Here is a 20,245-nt window from a genome sequence, read left to right as displayed (position 1 = left end):
CCGATCGCGATGGAAGAAGGCCTGCGCTTCGCTATCCGTGAAGGCGGTCGTACCGTCGGCGCTGGTGTTGTTGCAAAAATCCTGGCTTAATTCTTAAGCCTGCATAAAAGAAGACGCGTCGTCGCCCGGCGCCCTTCTTTTTATTCAACTGCCGGGGTTGGCAAGCATTTTGGTGCTATCATGTCGACCCTGACGGTTGTTGCGTCAGAAATTCCCGTATGACCTCATTGCCGTGCAGACCGCGCGGTTCGTTCTTTTAAGGAAATATCATGTCGGCACCAAACCAAAAAATCCGTATCCGCCTGAAGGCTTTCGATTACAAACTGATCGACCAGTCCGCTCTGGAAATCGTTGAAACCGCGAAGCGCACCGGCGCTGTCGTCAAAGGCCCAGTACCACTGCCTACCCGTATTCAACGTTTCGATGTGCTGCGTTCCCCGCACGTCAACAAAACTTCGCGCGATCAGTTCGAGATCCGTACGCACCAACGCCTGATGGACATCGTTGACCCAACGGACAAAACCGTTGACGCGCTGATGAAGCTGGACCTGCCAGCTGGTGTTGATGTTGAAATCAAACTGCAATAAGAGTTTCCAGGGCAGCTGACAACACGGTAGCATCAAGTGTTGATAGCTGTTCCAGGCTGGCGGGCTCTCCCGCTGCCTGATGATGGGGCCGGGCCTGCTCACGATCGTGAGTACGCCCGGCCCCATTGCTATTGATCCCCCCGTGTCTTTTGCAAGCACTGCCGTCTTTTCCTTCGTTTCATTTCATTCTTCTTTCTTCTTTTCGCCTCTCCTTGCCGGGTTTGTCGGACATGCCAATGCGCGCCAGGTTAATTCCAAAAAATGATAGCTTGGTCTATAAAGTTGGGTTAAAACAACAATTGTTAATTGTTTCCTTCCCCATACGCGTCAAATGTGAGAAATTCGTAACATGCGTGAGAATGTGTGATTTTTTTACAAAAATGATCAATGCAACGCATCGATTTATAAAACGAAAACAATATTTGAGGAGTAGTTTTGAAAAGTACAGCAATGAGCAATACACCCAGTTTGAAAAAGAGCACTCTTGCAGTTGCATTGACACTGGCCTTCTCCCAATACGCTGTAGCACAAGAAGTTGCTGCACCTGTAGAAAAACTGCAACGCGTCGAAGTCACCGGTAGTAGCATCAAGCGCACCGAAGCTGAAACAGCTGGCTCGCTGCAGGTTCTGACCCGCGACGACATCGAGCGTACCGGCCAGACCACGGCGCTGGGCATCCTGAATTCCTCTGCTGCCATCAGTACCTCGATCGATTCGTCGAGCAGCAGCTCCGGCAGCTTTGCCACGGGCTCTTCGGGCGTCGGCATGCGCGGCCTGGGCAAGGTCGCGACGCTGGTGCTGGTCAACGGCCGCCGCATTGCACAATACGGCCTGGCCGATGGCGCACAACAGAATTTCACCAACCTGGACGCGATCCCGGCTGCCGCCATTGAGCGCATCGAGATCCTGAAAGACGGCGCGTCGGCAATCTACGGCTCCGACGCCATCGCTGGCGTGATCAACATCATCCTGCTGAAAAACTTTGAAGGCGCCAAGATCACCGGCAACTACAAGGAGACCGACGGTTTCAAAGACCAGCGCAGCCGCAACGTTTCCGGCATCGTCGGTTACGGCGATATCGACAAAGATGGTTTCAACACCTACCTGACGTACGAAGCCTACAAGAGCGACGGTTACACTGCTGACGACCTGCGCAGCCACTACCCTGAATGGCACCGCCAGACTCCAGGCCGTTCGACCTGGGATGCCCAGAGCTCGTTCTCGCCAACCGGCAACTACTTCCTGAATAGCACGAACATCGTTGCTGCGCCCGGCTGCCCGGCAGACAAGATCGATGCCAAGGACAAGCTGTGCAAGATGGATATCTTGCCCTACACCGGCCTGACGACCAATGCCAAGCGCTATGCGCTGGCCAGCAACACGCACTTCCGTATTGGCAAGAGCATCGATGCCAACTTCGAGATCACCAATGCCGGCGCCAGCAACGACTACATCGTCACGCCATTCAACGTTAGCAACGGTAGCGCCACCACGTCTTCGAGTACCTGGTACAACGCGATCGACGGCAAGATGGTCGGTCCGTTCTTCTATCCGAAGCTGCCAGTTGGCCACGCCATGAATCCGTACGCCGTGCCGGTCGAATACCGCGCCCGCATGATGGATACTGGCAATGGTTTCAACTTCAACCGCACTGAATCCGATCAGACGCGCGTCATGCTGAGCCTGAACGGCGACATCGGCAATTTCGACTGGAAATCTGCGGTCGGCTACATGAACTCGAAAGCGACCAAGGCCACCCGTGCCGTCAGCAAAGATGGCTATAGCAACGCCATCGTCAACGGCACCTACAAGTTCGGCCAGCAAAACGATGCCGCGCTGCTGGAATCGATGTTCCCTGTCCGTACCACCAAGGGCGAGTCGAAGATCACTTTCATCGACGCGACCGTGTCCGGCGAAGTGGCGCAACTGCCAGCCGGTCCTTTGAACGTGGCATTCGGTACCGATATCCGTCGCGAAAAGTATGAAATGGCCAGCTCGGACAACGTGCTGCGTGGCGAACTGGTCGGCATCGCCGGCCTGCAAGTCAAAGACACCATGGATCACTACGCGCTGTTCGCCGAAGCGACCATTCCGGTGGTCAAGCGTGTGGAATTAAGCGCAGCAGTACGTGCCGACAAGTCCACCAACAGCGACGTGCACTTCTCGCCGAAGCTGGGCTTGCGCGTCAACGCAACCGATACCCTGTTGCTGCGTGCCACGGCCGCTGGCGGCTTCCGCGCGCCAAACATCGTTGAAACCGGTAACGGTCTGGGCCGCAGCTCGTTTGCCACTAAAATCAGCGATCCACGCCGCTGCGCCACCGCCAGTGCCCTGAACAAGCTGGTGCAGAACAATCCAGCAGTCACCAGCGCTGACAAGGCTCAGGGCAACACCTTCCAGAATAGCGATTGCTCGGGCGGCGTACCGACTTTCGTGTCGGCGAACAAGGACTTGAAACCAGAAACCTCGCGTTCGATTACCGCTGGTTTCGTTTTTGAACCGGTCAAGAACTGGACCGTGGCACTGGACTATTACCATATCGAACGCAAGGACGAAATCGGCACCCGTGCCGTGGCCGACATCCTGCGCGGCGAAGCTGATCTGAAAGCAGGACAGCTGGTGCGTGTCGATAACTCGGCTTCCGATGCGCAATTCCTGGCACTGGTGAAAAAATACGCACCGAACAATACGACCAACTTCGGTGGTGTTGGCGCGATCGGCCTGTTGTTCAATCCATACGTCAACAGCGGCAAGACCCGTGCTTCGGGCTTCGACTTTGATGCGGGTGGCCGTTTCAACACCAGTATTGGCCAAGTTCGCTTGAAACTGGAAGGTAGCTACCTGTGGAAGTACCAGGAGTTCAGCGTGACCGACAATGCTTATGCTGGCAACATGGCCGGTAACTGGGCCCTGGGTTCGCGTCTGAACACCAAGCTGCGCGCCAGCCTGAAGGCCGGCTCCTTCGACCACGGCATGACCCTGAACTATGCCAGCGGCTATAGCAACAACGACGATTCGTCGCCGACCTACTGCGCCACGAATGCAGTCTCTGCAGACAACATGGCAGCATGCTCGCGCGTCGGCAGCAACACGACGTTCGACTACAACCTGTCGTACAGCGGCATCAAGAACACGCGTCTGAGCCTGTACGTGGACAACATGTTTGACAAGGCAGCGCCAATTCAATGGCGTTCCGGCTACGTTGATACGTTCCAGATGCGTCGTATCGGTGTATCCGCCAGCTACACTTTCTTCTGATCGTCGTCAGCTGACAAACTTTCGCCCGGCATCCTTGCCGGGCGTGTCCAAGACCAGGCTTCGTGCCTGGTTTTTTTTTACCCAGCCAGCGATACATCGGAGGATATCGCTTTACAGCGTTGCGGTCGCTCGATAAAGTTGCTGCATGCTCAATACTCTCGATACCCATCTGTTAAATGCGGCTCCCCGTCAGCGCTTGCGCGGCTGGCCGCGCTTTCTGACCGAATTCCTGTATTTCGGCATCAAGGAGGCGAGGTCCTGCCTGTTCGGCCTGCCGCGCTATGACGTGCTGCTGCTGGCGGCGCTGGCAATCCAGGGCGCGATGCTGTGGAGCGGACTGGAAACGTGGGATGAGTTGAAAGCCATTTGCCTGTTTCATGCGGTCGGCTTCGCACTGGAGGTATTCAAGGTATCGGGGACGATACAGTCGTGGAGCTATCCCGACTTCGCTTACAGCAAGGTGTTCGGCGTGCCCTTGTTTTCCGGCTTCATGTATGCGGCCGTCGGCAGCTACATCATCCAGACCTGGCGCCTGCTCGACATGCGCATACGCCACCATCCGCCGTACTGGATGGCGGTGCTGATCGCGCTGCTGATCTACGCCAACTTTTTCACCCATCATTACATCGGCGACTATCGCTGGTATCTGGCCGCCTGCGCGCTGGGTCTGTACGCGCGCACCAGCGTGGTGTTCCGTCCGCTCGACCGCGACCGCAGCATGCCCTTGCTGCTTGGTTTCGTCCTGGTCGGCTTCTTTATCTGGCTGGCCGAAAATATCAGCACCTTCTGGGGGGTGTGGCGCTATCCGAACCAGCTTGGCGCCTGGTCGGTGGTGCATGTCAGCAAATGGAGCTCATGGTCGCTGCTGGTGGTGATGACGTTCACCATCGTGGCCCACCTCAAGCACATCAAGGCCAGCATCCACGTCGCCCAGCCGTAGGCCGGGCCCCGTAACGCCTTATTGCAGGCTGGCCGCCACCACGTCAAAGCGCGCGCCCAATGCGGCTTGCGGGCCGACCTGCAGCTGTTTCGCATACTGGCGCAGCACTTGCGCCGAATACGTGCGCGAGGCGGGCGACAGCTTCGGCAGCAGCGGCAGTACGCGTTCCAGATAGCCCGTGCCTTCCTGCCACTTGCCTTGCGCCGCCAGCGCCGACGCCAGCTCCACCAGGCGGCGGCCGACGCGCGCATCGCTGCGTGGCTGCGCCGCTTCTTCCGTGGCCAAGGCTTGCCGGTACAACTGCTCCGCTTCGGCATTCTTGCCCTGCAAGCGTTTGATTCGGCCCAGGTTGTACTGGCGCTGCGAGAGGACGTCCGCGCTGGCCCCAGCCTGTTCGGCGCTGTGCAGCGCCTGTACGCAAGCCAGTTCCGCTTCGCCAAACTGGCCTTTGAGTTCGGCCGCGTTGCAGGCGTCGTGTTGTGCGTTGGAGGTGGTGAGCGTCGCTGGTGCCGCGCAGGCGGCCAGCAGGCTGACAGCGCATAGCAGGCTGATGGTATGGTTCTTCATAGTCTCCTCGGACGGGTGTTGGACACGGTGTATCGGTGGAGTCATGCTGCGATAAATATACTATAAGTTTTTTTGGCCAGGTGGCTTTTTGCCGGCGCGCGGCAAGGTGCGCGATTGACGCCGCTTGCGTGCTTCAGGGATACTCCGGGTCTGACCATTTATGCGTGCTGCCGCCATGTCCAAGACTGTCCTGATTGTGGAAGATGAACAGGCGATAGCTGACAGCATCGCCTATGCCTTGCGCACGGACGGCTTTACGCCACGCCATGTGACGCTGGGCGAACACGCCCTGGCCGCCTTGCGCCCAACGCCCGGGGAAGCCGCACCGATGCCCGTTCTGGTGGTGCTGGACGTGGGCTTGCCCGACATGAGCGGCCTGGAGGTGTGCCGCCGGCTGCGCCAGTTTTCCGAGGTGCCAGTGATCTTCCTGACGGCCCGCAGCGATGAGATCGACCGTATCGTCGGCCTGGAAATCGGCGCCGATGATTACGTCACCAAACCATTTTCGCCACGCGAACTGGTGGCGCGCATCCGCGTCATCCTACGCCGCTCAGGTGTCGTTCAGGTGCCGCGCGAGGCTGGCATGACGATAGCCGCAGCCGTCGCGGTGACGGCGCCGGCGCCCGCGCGCTTCGAATTGCGCGCGCTCGAGGCGAAAGTACTCTTTCATGGCCAGCCGCTGGATCTGACTCGCTATGAATATTTGCTGCTGAAGGCCTTGCTCGAGCATCCGGGCCACGTGCTGTCGCGCGCGCAGCTGATGGCGCGCGTGTGGAGTGGGGCACCCGACACGCTCGAGCGCACCGTCGATGCGCACGTCAAATCGCTGCGCGCCAAGCTGCGCGCCGTCGATGCGCAGACCGATCCCATTCATACCCACCGTGGCCTTGGCTACAGCCTGGCCGGCGCATGAAGATCGGCCTGCGCATCCTGCTCGGCTACTTCCTGATCGTCGGCCTGGCCGCCTGGTTCCTGCTGAATGTGTTCATGGAGCAGGTCAAGCCGGGCGTGCGCTCGACCCTGGAAGATACCCTGGTCGATACCTCGCAGCTGCTGGCCAACCTGGTGGCGCCCGACCTGCGCGCCGGCACGCTGGCCAATTCGGCGGTGCTGGCGCGCATGCAGGATTATGCGCGCCACGGCGTCGATATCAATATCAATGGCGTGCGCAAGCAGACCCTCGATTACCGCATCTATATTACGGACAGGCGCGGCATCGTGCTGTTCGATTCCAGCGTGCGCGACGTGGGGCGCGATTATTCGCGCTGGAACGACGTCTACCTGACCCTGCAAGGAAAATATGGCGCGCGCAGCACGCGCAGCGTGCCCGGTGACGAGATGTCGACGGTGATGCACGTGGCCGCACCGATTCGCGACGGCAATGCGGTGATCGGCGTGCTGACGGTGGCCAAGCCGAATGCCAGCGTGCAGGCGTTTGTTGAGCGCAGCCAACGCAAGATATTGCAGCGTGGCGCCATCCTGTTGCTGCTGTCGCTGCTGATCGGCCTGGCGTTTGCCTGGTGGTTGCACCATGCGTTGGGAAAACTGATGCATTACATCGGCGACGTGGAAGCGGGGCGCAAGGTGGCGTTGCCGGCGCTGGGCAGGAATGAGTTCGGTACCCTGGGGCGGGCGCTGGAAGCGATGCGCATCCGCCTCGAAGGCAAGGAATACGTGGAGCAGCTGATGCACACCCTGGCGCATGAATTGAAAAGCCCGATCGCCGCCATCCAGGCCTCGGCCGAACTGCTGCAGGAAGACATGCTGCCGGCCGAACGGCGCCAGTTCCTCGCCAGCATCCTGGAGCAGAACGCGCGCCAGCGGCAACTGATCGACAAGCTGCTGGCCCTGGTCCGCGTGGAAAAGCAGCAGCGCCTGGACAATCCCGAGCGCATCGCACTGGGGCCCCTGCTGGCGCAGGTGGCGCAGGATGGCGCGGCCACCCTGGCGGCGCGCGGATTGCGCCTGCAGTTGCTGGTGGAAGAGGGCAGTGTGGCGGGCGACGCGCTGCTGCTGCGCCAGGCGCTGGGCAACCTGCTTGACAACGCGGCCGGCTTTGCGCCGCCCGGCAGCTGCATCGACCTGACGGCGCATCGCCAGGGCAGCCAGGTGGAAATTGCCGTGCGCGACCGTGGCGCAGGCATTCCTACGTATGCGCTGGAACGCGTCTTCGAGCGCTTTTATTCCCTGCCGCGTCCGACCGCCGGCAAGAGCACGGGCCTGGGCCTGCCCTTCGTGCGCGAGGTCGCTTCCCTGCATGGCGGTACGGTCGAGGTGCGCAATCATGCGGAGGGCGGCGCCTGCGCGCGCTTGTGCCTGCCGCTGGCCTAGGCTTAGTGCACTTTATTTGCCGGCTTCACACAGACTGCATCGTCAGCGCATACAGCTTTTTTACACTGGCATTCTTTTCTCAAGGATGCGCCATGCAAAAAACTTTATTCGTCAAAGCGTTGATCGTGTTCGGCCTGATGCTGGTGATCGGCTTGCCGTTGCTGATGATTCAGGAAACGATCAAGGAGCGGATGGAATTCCGCCAGGAAGCCGTCGACAGCATCGCCGCCGATTCGGTGCGCGAACAGACCATCATCGGCCCCATCCTGGTGATTCCGTATGTGGAGCAATATGATGAGCGCGTCGAGATCGCCGCCGACAAGGACCAGAAGAGCGACGTGCCGGCGCGCACGCAGGTGCAGCGCCGTAGCATGCAGCGCCGCTTGCTGGTGTACCCGAACTATTTGCTGCAGAACGGCACCATCGAGACCGACCGCCGCTACCGCGGCATCCACCAGGTGCTGGTCTACAGCGGCCAGCATGCCTTCAAGGGCGACTTCACGGTGCCCAGCCTTGAGCAGTTGCCGCGCAAGACGCCGGATGCGCGGGTGACCCTGGGCGTGCCGTTTGTTGCCTTGTCCATCGAGGATGTGCGCGGTATCCGCAATATCCCGAAAATCGACTGGGGCGGGCGCCAGATCGAGTTCGAGCAGGGTACGCAGCTGTTTGCTTTCCGCAGCGGCCTGCACGCGCCCCTGGGCGCCATGCCGCTGGCGCAAGCGCAACAGGTAAAATTCAGCTTTGACCTGGGCCTGGACGGCATCGAACGCCAGCATTTCGTGCCGGTGGCGAAAAACAGCCAGTTCAGCATCAAGTCGAACTGGCCCCATCCGCAGTTTGGCGGGCGCTTCCTGCCATCGCCGAAACACCGCCAGATCAACGCCGATGGCTTTCAGGTCGAGTGGGACATCTCTTCGTTGGCCAGCAATGCACAAACCCAGTTGTCTGGCATCGAAGGCGAATTCAAGGTGCGCGACAGCGCGCCGCTGGGCCAGGTCGACCGCTTCAGCGTGGGTTTCATCGAGCCGGTGAATGTGTATTCGCAGTCGGACCGCGCCACCAAGTATGGGCTGCTGTTCGTGGCGCTGACGTTTGCCGCGTTTTTCATCTTTGAAATCCTGAAAAGTCTGCCTATCCACCCGGTGCAATACCTGCTGGTCGGGCTGTCGCTGGTCATCTTCTTTTTGCTGCTCGTCAGCCTGGCCGAGCATATCGCCTTCCTGTATGCCTACCTGGCCGCCAGCGCCGCCTGTATCGTGCTGACCAGCTTTTACCTGACGTACGTGCTCAGGAGCGCCACGCGCGCGATCGGCTTCGGCGTGGCGCTGAGCATGCTGTATGGCGCCCTGTATGGCTTGCTGAACTCGGAAAACAATGCGCTCGTGATGGGCAGTATCCTGCTGTTTGCCGTGCTGGCAGCCATCATGGTGGTAACGCGTAAGGTGGACTGGTATCAGATTGGCAAGGGAGCGCCGCAGGAATAATGGCTGGCCAGGCGCCATGCGCCGTCTTCCCGCCAGTCCGGAAGGCCTATGCCCGGGCTGGATTTTTCCTGGCCTCACAAGCGGGAGGGGCAGGGTGGGGCGCGCATGCCATGGCGTGCCCCGTGTGTTTCTGTCATCGCCCGCCAGGGCGCATGACGCCGTGCTCTGCGTCCGTTAGCTTGCCCTGTGGCAGGTTTTTTTCCGTGTGCCGACAACTCCCGCAAGGGCGTCGCGCAACACTTTGACATACCTCGTGTTAACTTGTTGCGTCAAGGGTTTTTGTGCTATATACTAGCCGGCTTCGGTATGGATTCGTCTTTTTTGAGTCCTACGTTACTTTGTAGTTAAACAAGCCCCGCCCAATCGCAGGTGGGAATGGAGAAAAAATGAGCCTAGGCCTTCTCGGTCGCAAGGTTGGTATGATGCGCATTTTCACGGATGAAGGGGATTCGATCCCGGTCACCGTGTTGGACGTATCGAACAACCGTGTTGCGCAAATCAAAACCCCTGAAACAGATGGTTACTCCGCTGTTCAGGTCGCATTCGGTCAACGTCGCGCTTCCCGCGTGACCAAAGCTGTTGCTGGTCATCACGCTAAAGCTGGTGTTGAAGCCGGTACTCTGTTGAAAGAGTTCCGTGTTGACGCTGCTAAAGCCGCTGAACTGAAAGCTGGCGATGTTGTCGCTGCTTCCCTGTTCGAAGTCGGTCAAAAGATCGACGTGCAAGGCGTTACCATCGGTAAAGGCTATGCAGGCGTTATCAAACGTTACCACTTCGCTTCTGGCCGTGCAACGCACGGTAACTCGCGTTCGCACAACGTTCCAGGTTCCATCGGTATGGCACAAGATCCAGGTCGCGTTTTCCCTGGTAAGCGCATGACCGGTCATCTGGGTGACGTTAACCGTACGATCCAGAACCTCGTGATCGCCCGTATCGATGCCGACCGTCAGCTGTTGCTGGTCAAAGGCGCGATTCCAGGTGCGAAAAATGGCCAGGTAGTTGTCTCGCCAGCCATCAAAACCAAAGCCAAGAAGGGAGCTTAAACGATGGAACTCAAGCTTCTGAATGCGCAAGGTCAAGCCGCCTCGAACGTTGCTGCAGCCGATACGATTTTCGGCCGTGACTACAATGAAGCGCTGATCCACCAAGTCGTCATCGCTTATCAAGCGAATGCACGTAGTGGTAACCGCAAGCAAAAAGACCGTGAAGAAGTTCACCACACGACGAAAAAGCCATGGCGCCAAAAAGGTACCGGCCGCGCTCGTGCTGGTATGTCGTCGTCGCCACTGTGGCGCGGCGGTGGTCGGATTTTCCCGAACTCGCCTGACGAAAACTTCACCCACAAAGTGAACAAAAAAATGTATCGCGCAGGTATCTGCTCGATCCTGTCGCAGCTGGCTCGCGAAGAGCGCCTGATCGTCATCGACGATCTGACGATCGACGCGCCAAAAACCAAGCTGCTGTCGCAAAAATTGAACGGCCTGGGCTTTGATTCGGTTCTGATCATCACCGACGTTCTGAACGAAAACCTGGAACTGGCATCGCGCAACCTGCCTAACGTACTCGTCGTTGAGCCACGTCACGCAGACCCGATGTCCCTGGTGTTCTACAAGAAGATCCTGGTCACCAAAGCTGCACTGGCCAAGATTGAGGAGATGCTGGCATGAGCGCGATTTTGAAACATAGCGAAGAACGCTTGATGAAGGTGCTGTTGGCGCCCGTGATTTCCGAGAAGGCCACCATGGTCGCGGAAAAGAACGAGCAAATTGTATTCCGCGTACTGCCGGATGCAACCAAGCCTGAAATCAAGGCAGCGGTCGAACTGCTGTTCAAGGTTGAAGTTCTGTCCGTGCAAACTGCAAACCGCGAAGGTAAGCAAAAGCGCACCGGCAAGTTCAACGGTCGTCGTAACCATACCAAGCGTGCTTTCGTGTGCCTGAAGCCTGGCCAGGAAATCAACTTCTCCGAGGAGGCTGCATAATGGCACTCGTTAAGATGAAACCAACCTCGCCAGGCCGTCGCGGCATGGTGAAGGTGGTGAATGCCGACCTGTACAAAGGTCGTCCGTTCGCTGCCCTGGTTGAAAAGAAATCCAAGACCGCTGGTCGTAACAACAACGGTCACATCACCACCCGTCATATCGGTGGTGGTCATAAGCAACACTATCGCTTGATCGACTTCAAGCGCACCAAAGATGGTATTCCAGCGAAAGTGGAACGTATCGAATACGATCCAAACCGCACCGCGAATATCGCTCTGTTGTGCTACGCCGACGGCGAACGTCATTACATCATCGCAACCAAAGGCATGTCCGTTGGCGACAGCGTGATGAACGGTTCGGAAGCACCGATCAAATCGGGTAACTGCTTGCCAATCCGTAACATCCCAGTCGGTACCGTGATGCATTGCGTCGAAATGCTGCCAGGTAAAGGTGCCCAAATGGCACGTACCGCTGGCGCTGGCGTTGTGCTGATGGCACGTGAAGGTACCTACGCTCAAGTGCGTCTGCGCTCGGGTGAAGTACGTCGCGTGCACATCGAGTGCCGTGCAACGGTTGGTGAAGTCGGCAATGCCGAGCACAGCCTGCGTAAAATCGGTAAAGCTGGTGCAATGCGCTGGCGCGGTGTTCGTCCTACCGTTCGCGGTGTGGTCATGAACCCGGTCGATCACCCGCACGGTGGTGGTGAAGGTAAAACAGCAGCTGGTCGTCATCCAGTTTCGCCATGGGGCCAACAGACCAAGGGTAAGAAAACACGCAGCAACAAGCGTACGACTTCCATGATCGTCTCGCGCCGCGGCAAGAAATAAGGGGTAGCACATGACACGTTCATTGAAAAAAGGGCCGTTCTGTGACGCCCACCTGGTGAAAAAAGTTGAAGCCGCGCAAGCAGCCAAAGACAAAAAGCCAATCAAAACCTGGTCGCGTCGTTCGACAATCATGCCTGACTTCATCGGCCTGACGATCGCGGTTCATAACGGCAAGCTGCACGTGCCGGTTTATGTTTCCGAAAACATGGTTGGTCACAAGCTCGGCGAATTCGCACTGACCCGTACGTTCAAGGGCCATGCAGCTGACAAAAAGGCTAAGAAATAATGGAAACTAAAGCTATCCTCAAAGGTGTGCGCCTGTCGGACCAAAAGGGCCGCCTGGTTGCTGACCTGATCCGTGGCAAGAAAGTTGACGCTGCACTCAACATCTTGCAATTCAGCCCGAAAAAAGGTGCTGCGATCATCAAACGCGTTCTGGAATCCGCTATTGCGAATGCCGAGCACAATGATGGTGCGGACATCGACGAATTGTTCGTGAAAACGATCTACGTCGAAAAGGGCCCGGTCCTGAAGCGCTTCACCGCGCGTGCAAAAGGCCGTGGCGACCGTATTTCGAAACAATCCTGTCACGTTTACGTGACTGTCGGTAACTAAGGAGCCACGATGGGTCAGAAAATTCATCCAACCGGTTTCCGTCTGGCGGTCACCCGTAACTGGGCTTCGCGCTGGTATGCAGGCAACGGTAATTTCGCTGCCATGCTGAACGAAGACTTGAAAGCACGTGCTTACCTGAAAAAGAAACTGAAGAACGCTTCCGTTGGCCGCATCGTTATCGAGCGCCCAGCCAAGAACGCGCGCTTCACGATCTACAGCTCGCGTCCAGGCGTGGTCATTGGTAAAAAAGGCGAAGACATCGAAGTACTGAAGTCCGCGCTGACCAAGATCATGGGCGTTCCTGTTCACGTGAACATCGAAGAAATTCGCAAGCCAGAAATCGACTCGCAACTGATCGCCGATTCGATCGCTCAGCAGCTGGAAAAACGGATCATGTTCCGCCGCGCCATGAAGCGTGCAATGCAAAATGCAATGCGCCTGGGTGCTCTCGGTATCAAGATCATGTCGTCCGGCCGTCTGAACGGTATCGAAATCGCGCGTAAAGAGTGGTACCGCGAAGGCCGCGTGCCTCTGCATACCCTGCGCGCCGATATCGACTACGGTACCAGCGAAGCGTCGACCACCTACGGCATCATCGGTGTCAAGGTGTGGGTATACAAAGGTGACCGCGCGCCTAACGGCGATGCACCAGTCATCGATACCCCAGCTGACGAGAAGAAAAGCCGCGGCCCACGCCGTGACGATGGCAAGCCAGCTGGCCGTCCACGTCCAGCCGGTGCCGGTGCGAAACCATCCACAGCACCAGGTGCACGTGTGCGTACCGCCGCTAAACCGGCCGCCGCAGCAGCACCAGCTGAGAAAGCAGGAGAATAATCATGCTGCAACCAGCACGCAGAAAGTATCGTAAAGAGCAGAAAGGCCGTAATACCGGTATTTCGCACAGCCGCGGCACCGCCGTGTCGTTTGGCGAATTCGGTCTGAAGGCAGTTGCGCGCGGTCGTATCACTGCGCGTCAAATTGAAGCGGCGCGTCGTGCAATGACGCGTCACATCAAGCGCGGTGGCCGTATCTGGATCCGTATTTTCCCGGACAAACCGATTTCGAACAAACCGGCTGAAGTCCGTATGGGTAACGGTAAAGGTAATCCTGAGTACTACGTCGCTGAAATTCAGCCAGGCAAAGTACTGTACGAAATGGATGGCGTTGATGAAGCGCTGGCACGGGAAGCATTCCGTCTTGCCGCCGCTAAACTGCCACTGGCGACGACGTTTGTCATCCGCCAAGTCGGCCAATAATTGGAGTTGTATATGAAAGCATCTGAACTCCGCGGCAAGGACCAGCCAGCTCTGCAAAAAGAGCTGAATGACCTGTTGAAGGCACAGTTCGGCCTGCGCATGCAAATCGCTACGCAGCAGCTGAGCAACACTTCGCAGCTCAAGAAGGTACGCCGCGATATCGCGCGTGTGAAGACGGTAATGAATCTGAAGGAAGCCAAATGAACGAACCAGTGAAACAGTCGCTCAAGCGCACGCTGATCGGTAAAGTGGTTTCGGACAAGATGGACAAGACCGTTACCGTTCTGATCGAGCGCCACGTAAAACATCCTTTGTATGGCAAGATCATCATGCGTTCGAACAAGTATCACGCGCATGACGAGACCAACCAAGTCAAGGCCGGTGATACGGTCGAGATCCAGGAAGGTCGCCCGATCTCCAAAACGAAGGCATGGACGGTGACACGTGTGGTTCAAGCCGCACCAACCGTTTAAATAAAAACCACCGTTTCGGCGGTGGGTTTTAATTAGTACTTGCAGGCCCGCAAATTGTATGTAATACTTGCGGGCTTCGTTCATGTAACGCCGCAAAGTGTCTGGCCACAGACAGTAGCATTCGCGGTCAGTTGATGTATGAAGGTCATGCACCCAAACAGTGAAGCCCAGCAGGGCGGCTCTGGCGGGACCAAGACTGACCGCGGGTCTACATTGTGTGGATTCTTCGGCTTAAGTTGGGAAAGAGAATACTATGATTCAAACTGAAAGCCGGCTCGAAGTGGCTGACAATACCGGTGCCAAAGAAGTAATGTGCATCAAGGTATTGGGCGGCTCCAAGCGCCGTTATGCTGGCATTGGCGATGTGATCAAGGTAACCGTTAAGGTTGCTGCGCCACGTGGCCGTGTCAAAAAAGGTGAAATTTATAACGCCGTGGTTGTGCGCACCGCTAAAGGTGTTCGCCGCCAAGACGGTTCCCTGGTGAAGTTCGACGGCAATGCCGCCGTTCTGTTGAACGCCAAGCTGGAACCGATCGGTACCCGTATTTTTGGACCTGTCACGCGCGAACTGCGCACTGAGAAGTTCATGAAAATCGTGTCCCTGGCACCGGAAGTCCTGTAAGGAGTCGTAATGGATAAGATTCGTAAAAACGACGAAGTCATCGTTCTGACCGGGAAAGACAAGGGCAAACGTGGTGTGGTACAGCAGCGTATCGATGCTGAACATATCGTGGTTGACGGCATTAACATCGCTAAAAAAGCGACTAAGCCAAACCCGATGACTGGCGTAACTGGTGGTATCGTCGATAAGACCATGCCAATTCACGTGTCCAACGTTGCATTGTTTAATGCAGCGACTGGCAAGGCAGATCGCGTGGGTTTCAAAGAAGTGGATGGCAAAAAAGTCCGCGTCTTTAAATCCTCCGGCGAAGTAGTGAAGGCTTAAGAAATCATGGCACGTCTCCAAGAATTCTATAAAGAAAAAGTCGTTGCCGACCTGACCAGCAAGTTTGGTTACAAGTCGGTAATGGAAGTTCCACGCCTGACCAAAATCACCCTGAACATGGGTGTTGGTGAGGCAATCGCGGATAAAAAAGTTCTCGAGCACGCAGTTGCTGACTTGACCAAGATCGCCGGCCAGAAGCCAGTGACCACCAAGTCCCGCAAAGCGATCGCAGGCTTCAAAATCCGTGAAGGTTATCCGATCGGTACGATGGTCACCCTGCGCGGCGCTCGCATGTACGAGTTCCTGGATCGCTTCATTACCGTGGCTCTGCCGCGCGTACGCGATTTCCGTGGTGTGAACGGCCGTGCATTCGATGGTCGTGGTAACTACAACATCGGTGTCAAGGAACAGATCATTTTCCCTGAAATCGAATACGACAAGATTGACGCGTTGCGCGGTATGAATATCAGCATCACGACAACCGCTAAGACCGATGACGAAGCCAAAGCTTTGCTCGCCGCCTTTAAATTCCCTTTCAGGAACTGATCATGGCCAAACTGTCACTGATTAATCGTGAGATCAAGCGTGCTGACCTGGTGGCGAAATTCGCCCCTAAGCGCGAAGCTCTCAAGGCCATCGTCGATGACCAATCGAAATCGGAAGAAGAGCGCTACGAAGCTCGCCTGAAATTGCAGGCGCTGCCACGTAACTCGAACCCGACGCGTCAACGTAACCGTTGCGCCATCACTGGTCGTCCGCGCGGCACATTCCGTAAATTCGGTCTGGGTCGTATCAAGCTCCGTGAATTCGCCATGCGTGGTGAAATTCCGGGTATGACAAAAGCAAGCTGGTAATAGGAGAATATGCAATGAGTATGAGCGATCCTATCGCCGATATGCTGACCCGCATTCGCAATGCACAAGGCGTGCAAAAGACGACCGTGGCCATGCCATCGTCGAAAGTCAAAATTGCGATTGCCAGCGTCCTGAAGGACGAGGGTTACATTGAAGATTTCGCTGTTGCCGAAGCTGGTGGCAAAGCGGAACTGAAAATCGGTTTGAAGTATTATGTTGGCCGTCCCGTCATTGAGCGCTTGGAGCGCGTGTCCCGTCCGGGTCTGCGCGTCTACAAGGGTAAAGACGAGATCCCTGTTGTGATGAATGGCTTGGGTGTGGCGATCGTGTCGACTCCGCAAGGCGTCATGACTGACCGCAAAGCACGCGCTACCGGTGTCGGCGGCGAAGTTATTTGCTACGTGGCTTAAGGAGTTACACATGTCTCGAGTAGCTAAAATGCCTATCGTAGTGCCAGCTGGCGCCGAAGTCGCCATCTCCGCACAAGCGATCACCGTAAAAGGCCCGCTGGGCGTACTTTCCCAGGCCCTTACCGGCCAGGTTAAAGTGGAAAACAATGCAGGAACCCTGAGTTTCGACGTGGCGAATGACAGCCGCGAAGCCAATGCCATGTCCGGCACGCTGCGCGCACTGGTCAACAACATGGTTGTTGGCGTCACCAAGGGTTTCGAGAAAAAGCTGAACCTGGTAGGCGTGGGTTACAAGGCGCAAGCTCAAGGCGACAAGCTGAATCTGTCCCTGGGTTTCTCGCACCCTGTAGTGCATGACATGCCAGCTGGCGTTACCTGCGCAACACCAACCCCGACCGAGATCCTGATTAAAGGTATCGACCGTCAACAGGTTGGCCAGGTAGCCGCTGAAGTTCGTGCTTACCGCGCTCCTGAGCCTTATAAAGGCAAGGGCGTTCGCTATGCGGACGAAGTGGTTAAGCTTAAAGAAACCAAGAAGAAGTAATTAGGGGCTGACGATGGATAAGAAAGAATCACGGCTTCGCCGCGGACGCCAAACCCGCATCAAGATTGCGGAATTGAAAGTAAATCGCTTGTCGGTGCATCGCACCAACCTGCACATTTACGCCAACCTGATCAGCCCGGATGCAAAAATCCTGGTTTCGGCCTCGACGGCTGAAGCGGAAGTTCGCGCTGAACTGGCAGGCCAATCCGGCAAAGGCGGCAATGCCGCTGCTGCAGCCTTGATCGGCAAGCGCGTCGCTGAAAAGGCGTTGAAAGCAGGGATTACCGAAGTTGCGTTTGACCGCTCCGGTTTCCGTTACCACGGCCGTGTGAAAGCGTTGGCAGAAGCCGCACGCGAAGCCGGTCTGAAGTTCTAAGGATCAATCATGGCAAAAATGCAAGCAAAAATGCAAAGCGACAAGCCGGATGATGGCATGCGCGAAAAAATGATCGCGATCAACCGCGTGACCAAAGTGGTCAAGGGTGGTCGTATCATGGGTTTCGCCGCGCTGACCGTAGTTGGTGATGGCGATGGCCGCGTCGGCATGGGCAAAGGCAAATCGAAAGAAGTGCCAGTTGGCGTGCAGAAGGCAATGGAAGAAGCCCGTCGCAACCTGATCAAAGTACCGCTCAAAAACGGTACCTTGCATCACACGGTTGTTGGTCGTCACGGCGCCTCCAAGGTCCTGATGAACCCAGCTAAGCCTGGTACTGGCGTTATCGCTGGTGGCGCAATGCGCGCTATCTTCGAAGTGATGGGCGTGACGGACGTGGTGGCGAAATCCACCGGTTCGAACAACCCATACAACCTGGTACGCGCTACGCTGGACGGCCTGTCGAAAATGAGCACTGCTTCCGATATCGCTGCCAAACGCGGCAAGTCGGTCGAAGACATTCTGGCTTAAGGTGGACAAAATGACAAACACAGTCAAAGTGCAATTGGTCAAGGGCTTGATCGGTACGCGCGAATCGCATCGCGCTACCGTGCGCGGTCTGGGTCTGCGTCGTGTAAATTCGGTTTCCGAATTGCAAGACACCCCATCCGTACGCGGCATGATCAATAAAGTATCGTATCTCGTTAAAGTTGTCGGGTAAGCCTTCGGGCTTACACGAACGGAGCAAATCATGGAATTGAATACTATTGCACCAGCCGAAGGCGCTAAGCACTACAAGCGTCGCGTCGGTCGCGGTATCGGCTCCGGCCTGGGTAAAACCTCGGGTCGTGGTCACAAAGGTCAGAAATCGCGTTCGGGCGGCTTTCATAAAGTCGGTTTCGAAGGCGGTCAGATGCCTCTGCAACGCCGTCTGCCTAAGCGCGGTTTCAAATCGATGCACGCAACCTTCAAAGCTGAAGTGCGCCTGTCCGATCTGAACAACCTGGCTGTTGGCGATGTCGACATTCTGGTCTTGAAGCAAGCTGGCGTTCTGGGCGTGTTGGCCCGTGACGTGCGCGTGATCTTGTCCGGCGAAATCACCAAAGCGGTGAATTTGAAGGGCTTGAAAGTGTCCGCTGGCGCGAAAGCAGCCATCGAAGCAGCCGGCGGCTCGGTAGCCTGAGTTGACCGCTAACAGCTTGATCGGAGCGAAAATTGGCGACTAATCCACAACTTGCTAAAAGTGCAGCGGCCGGTTTCCCTTGGGGACGGCTCTGGTTTTTGCTTGGCGCATTGGTGGTTTATCGTATCGGTGCTCACGTCCCGGTTCCCGGGATTGACCCGACACAATTAGCCTCGCTGTTCAAGGAGCACGAAGGCGGCGTCCTGGGCATGTTTAACATGTTCTCGGGCGGTGCCTTGTCTCGTTTTACAGTGTTTGCGCTGGGTATCATGCCTTATATCTCGGCCTCGATCATCATGCAATTGCTGTCGATCGTGTCACCGCAGATGGAAGCGTTGAAAAAAGAAGGCGAAGCAGGTCGTCGCAAGATCACCCAGTACACCCGGTATTTCACGGTTGCCCTGGCACTGTTCCAAGCGTTAGGCATTGCAGTCGCACTGGAGTCGCAAGCTGGTCTGGTGTTGGAACCTGGTCTTGCATTCCGCTTCGTGACGGTCGTCACTTTGTTGACCGGAACAATGTTTTTGATGTGGTTGGGTGAGCAAATTACCGAGCGTGGTTTGGGTAATGGCATCTCGATCATCATTTTTGCCGGGATTGCAGCAGGTCTGCCGTCGGCTTTGGGTGGCTTGTTCACTCAGGTGTCGAATGGTTCGATCGGCAGCTTCAGCGCGATTTTCATCGTGATTCTGGTAGCACTGGTAACGTACTTCGTCGTATTCGTCGAACGTGGTCAGCGCAAAATATTGGTCAATTACGCGAAGCGCCAGGTAGGCAACAAGATTTATGGCGGTCAAACCAGCCATTTGCCGTTGAAGCTGAACATGGCCGGCGTGATCCCGCCGATCTTTGCTTCTTCGATCATCTTGTTCCCGGCCACTATCGTGGACTGGTTTTCAAAGGGCGCCGACAACGCTAACCCTGCGGTGCGGTTCTTGAAAGATTTGGCAGCATCGATGGGGCCTGGTGAGCCTATCCATGCGCTGTTGTACGCAGTGGCGATCGTGTTTTTCTGTTTCTTCTATACAGCGCTGGTATTTAACAGCAAGGAAACAGCGGATAACTTGAAGAAAAGCGGTGCGTTCATTCCCGGGATTCGTCCAGGCGAGCAGACAGCCCGTTACATCGACAAGATCCTGACACGCTTGACACTTGCCGGCGCAGTCTACATCACCCTGGTGTGTTTATTGCCGGAATTTATGCAGGCCCAGTGGAAGGTACCATTCTATTTCGGCGGTACTTCTTTATTGATTATTGTAGTTGTCACCATGGATTTCATGGCGCAAGTACAGAACTACGTGATGTCGCAGCAATATGATTCGCTGCTGCGCAAAGCAAATTTCAAGGGCGGAATTCCGACGCGTTAAGCGCGGTAAACATACCGAATGGCAAAAGACGACGTCATACAGATGCAGGGCGAGATTCTTGAGAATCTCCCAAATGCAACATTTCGAGTGAAGCTGGAGAACGGACACGTGGTGCTCGGGCATATTTCAGGTAAAATGCGGATGAACTATATTCGCATTCTCCCTGGAGACAAGGTGACGGTGGAGTTAACGCCGTACGACCTGAGCCGAGCCCGCATTGTGTTCCGTACCAAGTAACACACTGAATCA

Annotated in this window: 29 protein-coding genes and 1 pseudogene; 29 read left to right on the top strand and 1 reads right to left on the bottom strand. The window is 56.5% G+C overall.

Annotation, left to right across the window (positions count from 1 at the left end; all coding sequences use genetic code 11):
* The 4 genes and pseudogenes from K0F85_RS27365 to K0F85_RS27350 all read left to right on the top strand — a co-directional run.
* A pseudogene (locus K0F85_RS27365) lies at window positions 1-90 on the top strand (elongation factor Tu); the annotation flags it as partial.
* A gap of 179 nt (window positions 91-269) precedes the next feature.
* Entirely contained in the window at window positions 270-587 is a 318-nt protein-coding gene (gene rpsJ / locus K0F85_RS27360; RefSeq protein WP_010394389.1) for a 30S ribosomal protein S10, read from the top strand.
* Window positions 588-1,037: 450 nt separating this feature from the next.
* The gene (locus K0F85_RS27355) at window positions 1,038-3,845 is read left to right on the top strand and encodes a TonB-dependent siderophore receptor (protein ID WP_219118960.1); all 2,808 of its coding nucleotides are present in this window, start codon (window positions 1,038-1,040) and stop codon (window positions 3,843-3,845) included.
* Window positions 3,846-3,990: 145 nt separating this feature from the next.
* Complete coding sequence (locus tag K0F85_RS27350; RefSeq protein ID WP_219118959.1) at window positions 3,991-4,785, top strand: DUF817 domain-containing protein; 795 nt, start codon at window positions 3,991-3,993, stop codon at window positions 4,783-4,785.
* Window positions 4,786-4,803: 18 nt separating this feature from the next.
* Here the strand turns inward: K0F85_RS27350 and K0F85_RS27345 are convergent, their stop codons facing one another.
* On the bottom strand, window positions 4,804-5,352 hold the full coding sequence (locus K0F85_RS27345; protein WP_219118958.1) for a tetratricopeptide repeat protein: 549 nt from the start codon (window positions 5,350-5,352) through the stop codon (window positions 4,804-4,806).
* 175 nt (window positions 5,353-5,527) lie between these two features.
* Here K0F85_RS27345 and creB point away from each other — a divergent pair, with 175 nt between their 5' ends.
* From creB to infA, 25 genes are all read left to right on the top strand, one after another.
* On the top strand, window positions 5,528-6,265 hold the full coding sequence (gene creB / locus K0F85_RS27340; protein ID WP_219118957.1) for a two-component system response regulator CreB: 738 nt from the start codon (window positions 5,528-5,530) through the stop codon (window positions 6,263-6,265).
* Window positions 6,262-7,683, top strand: coding sequence for a two-component system sensor histidine kinase CreC (gene creC, locus K0F85_RS27335; protein WP_219118956.1), 1,422 nt, complete (start codon window positions 6,262-6,264; stop codon window positions 7,681-7,683). Before creB ends, creC begins: the two co-directional genes overlap by 4 nt.
* 92 nt (window positions 7,684-7,775) lie before the next feature.
* Complete coding sequence (gene creD, locus K0F85_RS27330; protein WP_219118955.1) at window positions 7,776-9,167, top strand: cell envelope integrity protein CreD; 1,392 nt, start codon at window positions 7,776-7,778, stop codon at window positions 9,165-9,167.
* 386 nt (window positions 9,168-9,553) lie between these two features.
* The gene (gene rplC / locus K0F85_RS27325) at window positions 9,554-10,210 is read left to right on the top strand and encodes a 50S ribosomal protein L3 (RefSeq protein WP_010394393.1); all 657 of its coding nucleotides are present in this window, start codon (window positions 9,554-9,556) and stop codon (window positions 10,208-10,210) included.
* Window positions 10,211-10,213: 3 nt separating this feature from the next.
* A complete protein-coding gene (gene rplD, locus K0F85_RS27320; protein ID WP_034753197.1) occupies window positions 10,214-10,834 on the top strand; it encodes a 50S ribosomal protein L4 in 621 nt (206 codons plus the stop codon).
* Window positions 10,831-11,148 (top strand): 50S ribosomal protein L23, encoded by a 318-nt coding sequence (gene rplW, locus K0F85_RS27315; protein WP_010394398.1) that lies wholly within the window; start codon window positions 10,831-10,833, stop codon window positions 11,146-11,148. Before rplD ends, rplW begins: the two co-directional genes overlap by 4 nt.
* Window positions 11,148-11,975 carry a 50S ribosomal protein L2 gene (gene rplB / locus K0F85_RS27310; protein WP_219118954.1) on the top strand — a complete coding sequence of 276 codons (828 nt, stop codon included), beginning with the start codon at window positions 11,148-11,150 and terminating at the stop codon, window positions 11,973-11,975. The genes rplW and rplB overlap by 1 nt, the downstream gene beginning before the upstream one ends.
* A 10-nt stretch (window positions 11,976-11,985) precedes the next feature.
* Window positions 11,986-12,261, top strand: a complete 276-nt coding sequence (rpsS, locus tag K0F85_RS27305) for a 30S ribosomal protein S19 (protein ID WP_008444295.1) — start codon at window positions 11,986-11,988, stop codon at window positions 12,259-12,261.
* The gene (gene rplV, locus K0F85_RS27300) at window positions 12,258-12,590 is read left to right on the top strand and encodes a 50S ribosomal protein L22 (protein ID WP_170840583.1); all 333 of its coding nucleotides are present in this window, start codon (window positions 12,258-12,260) and stop codon (window positions 12,588-12,590) included. Before rpsS ends, rplV begins: the two co-directional genes overlap by 4 nt.
* A 9-nt stretch (window positions 12,591-12,599) precedes the next feature.
* On the top strand, window positions 12,600-13,424 hold the full coding sequence (gene rpsC / locus K0F85_RS27295) for a 30S ribosomal protein S3 (RefSeq protein WP_034753199.1): 825 nt from the start codon (window positions 12,600-12,602) through the stop codon (window positions 13,422-13,424).
* 2 nt (window positions 13,425-13,426) lie between these two features.
* On the top strand, window positions 13,427-13,846 hold the full coding sequence (gene rplP, locus K0F85_RS27290; protein WP_034753201.1) for a 50S ribosomal protein L16: 420 nt from the start codon (window positions 13,427-13,429) through the stop codon (window positions 13,844-13,846).
* 12 nt (window positions 13,847-13,858) lie between these two features.
* Window positions 13,859-14,050: a 50S ribosomal protein L29 gene (gene rpmC, locus K0F85_RS27285; protein ID WP_010394412.1), complete on the top strand. Its 192-nt coding sequence runs from the start codon at window positions 13,859-13,861 to the stop codon at window positions 14,048-14,050.
* On the top strand, window positions 14,047-14,319 hold the full coding sequence (gene rpsQ, locus K0F85_RS27280; protein WP_010394415.1) for a 30S ribosomal protein S17: 273 nt from the start codon (window positions 14,047-14,049) through the stop codon (window positions 14,317-14,319). Before rpmC ends, rpsQ begins: the two co-directional genes overlap by 4 nt.
* A gap of 253 nt (window positions 14,320-14,572) precedes the next feature.
* Complete coding sequence (rplN, locus tag K0F85_RS27275) at window positions 14,573-14,941, top strand: 50S ribosomal protein L14 (RefSeq protein ID WP_008444317.1); 369 nt, start codon at window positions 14,573-14,575, stop codon at window positions 14,939-14,941.
* A gap of 9 nt (window positions 14,942-14,950) precedes the next feature.
* The gene (gene rplX, locus K0F85_RS27270; protein ID WP_010394419.1) at window positions 14,951-15,265 is read left to right on the top strand and encodes a 50S ribosomal protein L24; all 315 of its coding nucleotides are present in this window, start codon (window positions 14,951-14,953) and stop codon (window positions 15,263-15,265) included.
* Window positions 15,266-15,271: 6 nt separating this feature from the next.
* Entirely contained in the window at window positions 15,272-15,811 is a 540-nt protein-coding gene (gene rplE, locus K0F85_RS27265; protein WP_010394421.1) for a 50S ribosomal protein L5, read from the top strand.
* A 2-nt stretch (window positions 15,812-15,813) separates the two neighbouring features.
* Window positions 15,814-16,119, top strand: coding sequence for a 30S ribosomal protein S14 (gene rpsN, locus K0F85_RS27260; protein WP_010394423.1), 306 nt, complete (start codon window positions 15,814-15,816; stop codon window positions 16,117-16,119).
* Window positions 16,120-16,133: 14 nt separating this feature from the next.
* Window positions 16,134-16,529, top strand: a complete 396-nt coding sequence (gene rpsH / locus K0F85_RS27255; protein WP_034753208.1) for a 30S ribosomal protein S8 — start codon at window positions 16,134-16,136, stop codon at window positions 16,527-16,529.
* A gap of 10 nt (window positions 16,530-16,539) precedes the next feature.
* Window positions 16,540-17,073 (top strand): 50S ribosomal protein L6, encoded by a 534-nt coding sequence (gene rplF, locus K0F85_RS27250; protein WP_034778281.1) that lies wholly within the window; start codon window positions 16,540-16,542, stop codon window positions 17,071-17,073.
* Between the two features lie 13 nt (window positions 17,074-17,086).
* Entirely contained in the window at window positions 17,087-17,449 is a 363-nt protein-coding gene (gene rplR, locus K0F85_RS27245) for a 50S ribosomal protein L18 (protein ID WP_071079767.1), read from the top strand.
* Window positions 17,450-17,458: 9 nt separating this feature from the next.
* Complete coding sequence (gene rpsE, locus K0F85_RS27240) at window positions 17,459-17,977, top strand: 30S ribosomal protein S5 (protein WP_010394433.1); 519 nt, start codon at window positions 17,459-17,461, stop codon at window positions 17,975-17,977.
* A gap of 10 nt (window positions 17,978-17,987) precedes the next feature.
* Entirely contained in the window at window positions 17,988-18,167 is a 180-nt protein-coding gene (rpmD, locus tag K0F85_RS27235; protein WP_010394435.1) for a 50S ribosomal protein L30, read from the top strand.
* Window positions 18,168-18,197: 30 nt separating this feature from the next.
* Window positions 18,198-18,629 carry a 50S ribosomal protein L15 gene (rplO, locus tag K0F85_RS27230; RefSeq protein WP_034753211.1) on the top strand — a complete coding sequence of 144 codons (432 nt, stop codon included), beginning with the start codon at window positions 18,198-18,200 and terminating at the stop codon, window positions 18,627-18,629.
* 32 nt (window positions 18,630-18,661) lie between these two features.
* Window positions 18,662-19,996: a preprotein translocase subunit SecY gene (gene secY / locus K0F85_RS27225; RefSeq protein ID WP_010394438.1), complete on the top strand. Its 1,335-nt coding sequence runs from the start codon at window positions 18,662-18,664 to the stop codon at window positions 19,994-19,996.
* 18 nt (window positions 19,997-20,014) lie between these two features.
* A complete protein-coding gene (gene infA, locus K0F85_RS27220) occupies window positions 20,015-20,233 on the top strand; it encodes a translation initiation factor IF-1 (protein ID WP_005663428.1) in 219 nt (72 codons plus the stop codon).
* The last annotated feature ends 12 nt before the right edge of the window (window positions 20,234-20,245 follow it).

Origin of the sequence: Janthinobacterium sp. UMAB-56, assembly GCF_900095265.1 — a bacterium.
GTDB lineage: Bacteria > Pseudomonadota > Gammaproteobacteria > Burkholderiales > Burkholderiaceae_D > Janthinobacterium.
Note: the sequence above shows the minus strand (reverse complement) of the source record. Positions and strands in the feature narration are given on the sequence as shown.

Excerpts from the sequence above, each read along its gene's own strand:
- rpsJ (WP_010394389.1), top strand. The coding sequence starts at position 270 with ATGTCGGCACCAAACCAAAAAATCCGTATCCGCCTGAAGGCTTTCGAT.
- K0F85_RS27355 (WP_219118960.1), top strand. The coding sequence starts at position 1,038 with ATGAGCAATACACCCAGTTTGAAAAAGAGCACTCTTGCAGTTGCATTG.
- K0F85_RS27350 (WP_219118959.1), top strand. The coding sequence starts at position 3,991 with ATGCTCAATACTCTCGATACCCATCTGTTAAATGCGGCTCCCCGTCAG.
- K0F85_RS27345 (WP_219118958.1), bottom strand. The coding sequence starts at position 5,352 with ATGAAGAACCATACCATCAGCCTGCTATGCGCTGTCAGCCTGCTGGCC.
- creB (WP_219118957.1), top strand. The coding sequence starts at position 5,528 with ATGTCCAAGACTGTCCTGATTGTGGAAGATGAACAGGCGATAGCTGAC.
- creC (WP_219118956.1), top strand. The coding sequence starts at position 6,262 with ATGAAGATCGGCCTGCGCATCCTGCTCGGCTACTTCCTGATCGTCGGC.
- creD (WP_219118955.1), top strand. The coding sequence starts at position 7,776 with ATGCAAAAAACTTTATTCGTCAAAGCGTTGATCGTGTTCGGCCTGATG.
- rplC (WP_010394393.1), top strand. The coding sequence starts at position 9,554 with ATGAGCCTAGGCCTTCTCGGTCGCAAGGTTGGTATGATGCGCATTTTC.
- rplD (WP_034753197.1), top strand. The coding sequence starts at position 10,214 with ATGGAACTCAAGCTTCTGAATGCGCAAGGTCAAGCCGCCTCGAACGTT.
- rplW (WP_010394398.1), top strand. The coding sequence starts at position 10,831 with ATGAGCGCGATTTTGAAACATAGCGAAGAACGCTTGATGAAGGTGCTG.
- rplB (WP_219118954.1), top strand. The coding sequence starts at position 11,148 with ATGGCACTCGTTAAGATGAAACCAACCTCGCCAGGCCGTCGCGGCATG.
- rpsS (WP_008444295.1), top strand. The coding sequence starts at position 11,986 with ATGACACGTTCATTGAAAAAAGGGCCGTTCTGTGACGCCCACCTGGTG.
- rpsC (WP_034753199.1), top strand. The coding sequence starts at position 12,600 with ATGGGTCAGAAAATTCATCCAACCGGTTTCCGTCTGGCGGTCACCCGT.
- rplP (WP_034753201.1), top strand. The coding sequence starts at position 13,427 with ATGCTGCAACCAGCACGCAGAAAGTATCGTAAAGAGCAGAAAGGCCGT.
- rpmC (WP_010394412.1), top strand. The coding sequence starts at position 13,859 with ATGAAAGCATCTGAACTCCGCGGCAAGGACCAGCCAGCTCTGCAAAAA.
- rpsQ (WP_010394415.1), top strand. The coding sequence starts at position 14,047 with ATGAACGAACCAGTGAAACAGTCGCTCAAGCGCACGCTGATCGGTAAA.
- rplN (WP_008444317.1), top strand. The coding sequence starts at position 14,573 with ATGATTCAAACTGAAAGCCGGCTCGAAGTGGCTGACAATACCGGTGCC.
- rplX (WP_010394419.1), top strand. The coding sequence starts at position 14,951 with ATGGATAAGATTCGTAAAAACGACGAAGTCATCGTTCTGACCGGGAAA.
- rplE (WP_010394421.1), top strand. The coding sequence starts at position 15,272 with ATGGCACGTCTCCAAGAATTCTATAAAGAAAAAGTCGTTGCCGACCTG.
- rpsN (WP_010394423.1), top strand. The coding sequence starts at position 15,814 with ATGGCCAAACTGTCACTGATTAATCGTGAGATCAAGCGTGCTGACCTG.
- rpsH (WP_034753208.1), top strand. The coding sequence starts at position 16,134 with ATGAGTATGAGCGATCCTATCGCCGATATGCTGACCCGCATTCGCAAT.
- rplF (WP_034778281.1), top strand. The coding sequence starts at position 16,540 with ATGTCTCGAGTAGCTAAAATGCCTATCGTAGTGCCAGCTGGCGCCGAA.
- rplR (WP_071079767.1), top strand. The coding sequence starts at position 17,087 with ATGGATAAGAAAGAATCACGGCTTCGCCGCGGACGCCAAACCCGCATC.
- rpsE (WP_010394433.1), top strand. The coding sequence starts at position 17,459 with ATGGCAAAAATGCAAGCAAAAATGCAAAGCGACAAGCCGGATGATGGC.
- rpmD (WP_010394435.1), top strand. The coding sequence starts at position 17,988 with ATGACAAACACAGTCAAAGTGCAATTGGTCAAGGGCTTGATCGGTACG.
- rplO (WP_034753211.1), top strand. The coding sequence starts at position 18,198 with ATGGAATTGAATACTATTGCACCAGCCGAAGGCGCTAAGCACTACAAG.
- infA (WP_005663428.1), top strand. The coding sequence starts at position 20,015 with ATGGCAAAAGACGACGTCATACAGATGCAGGGCGAGATTCTTGAGAAT.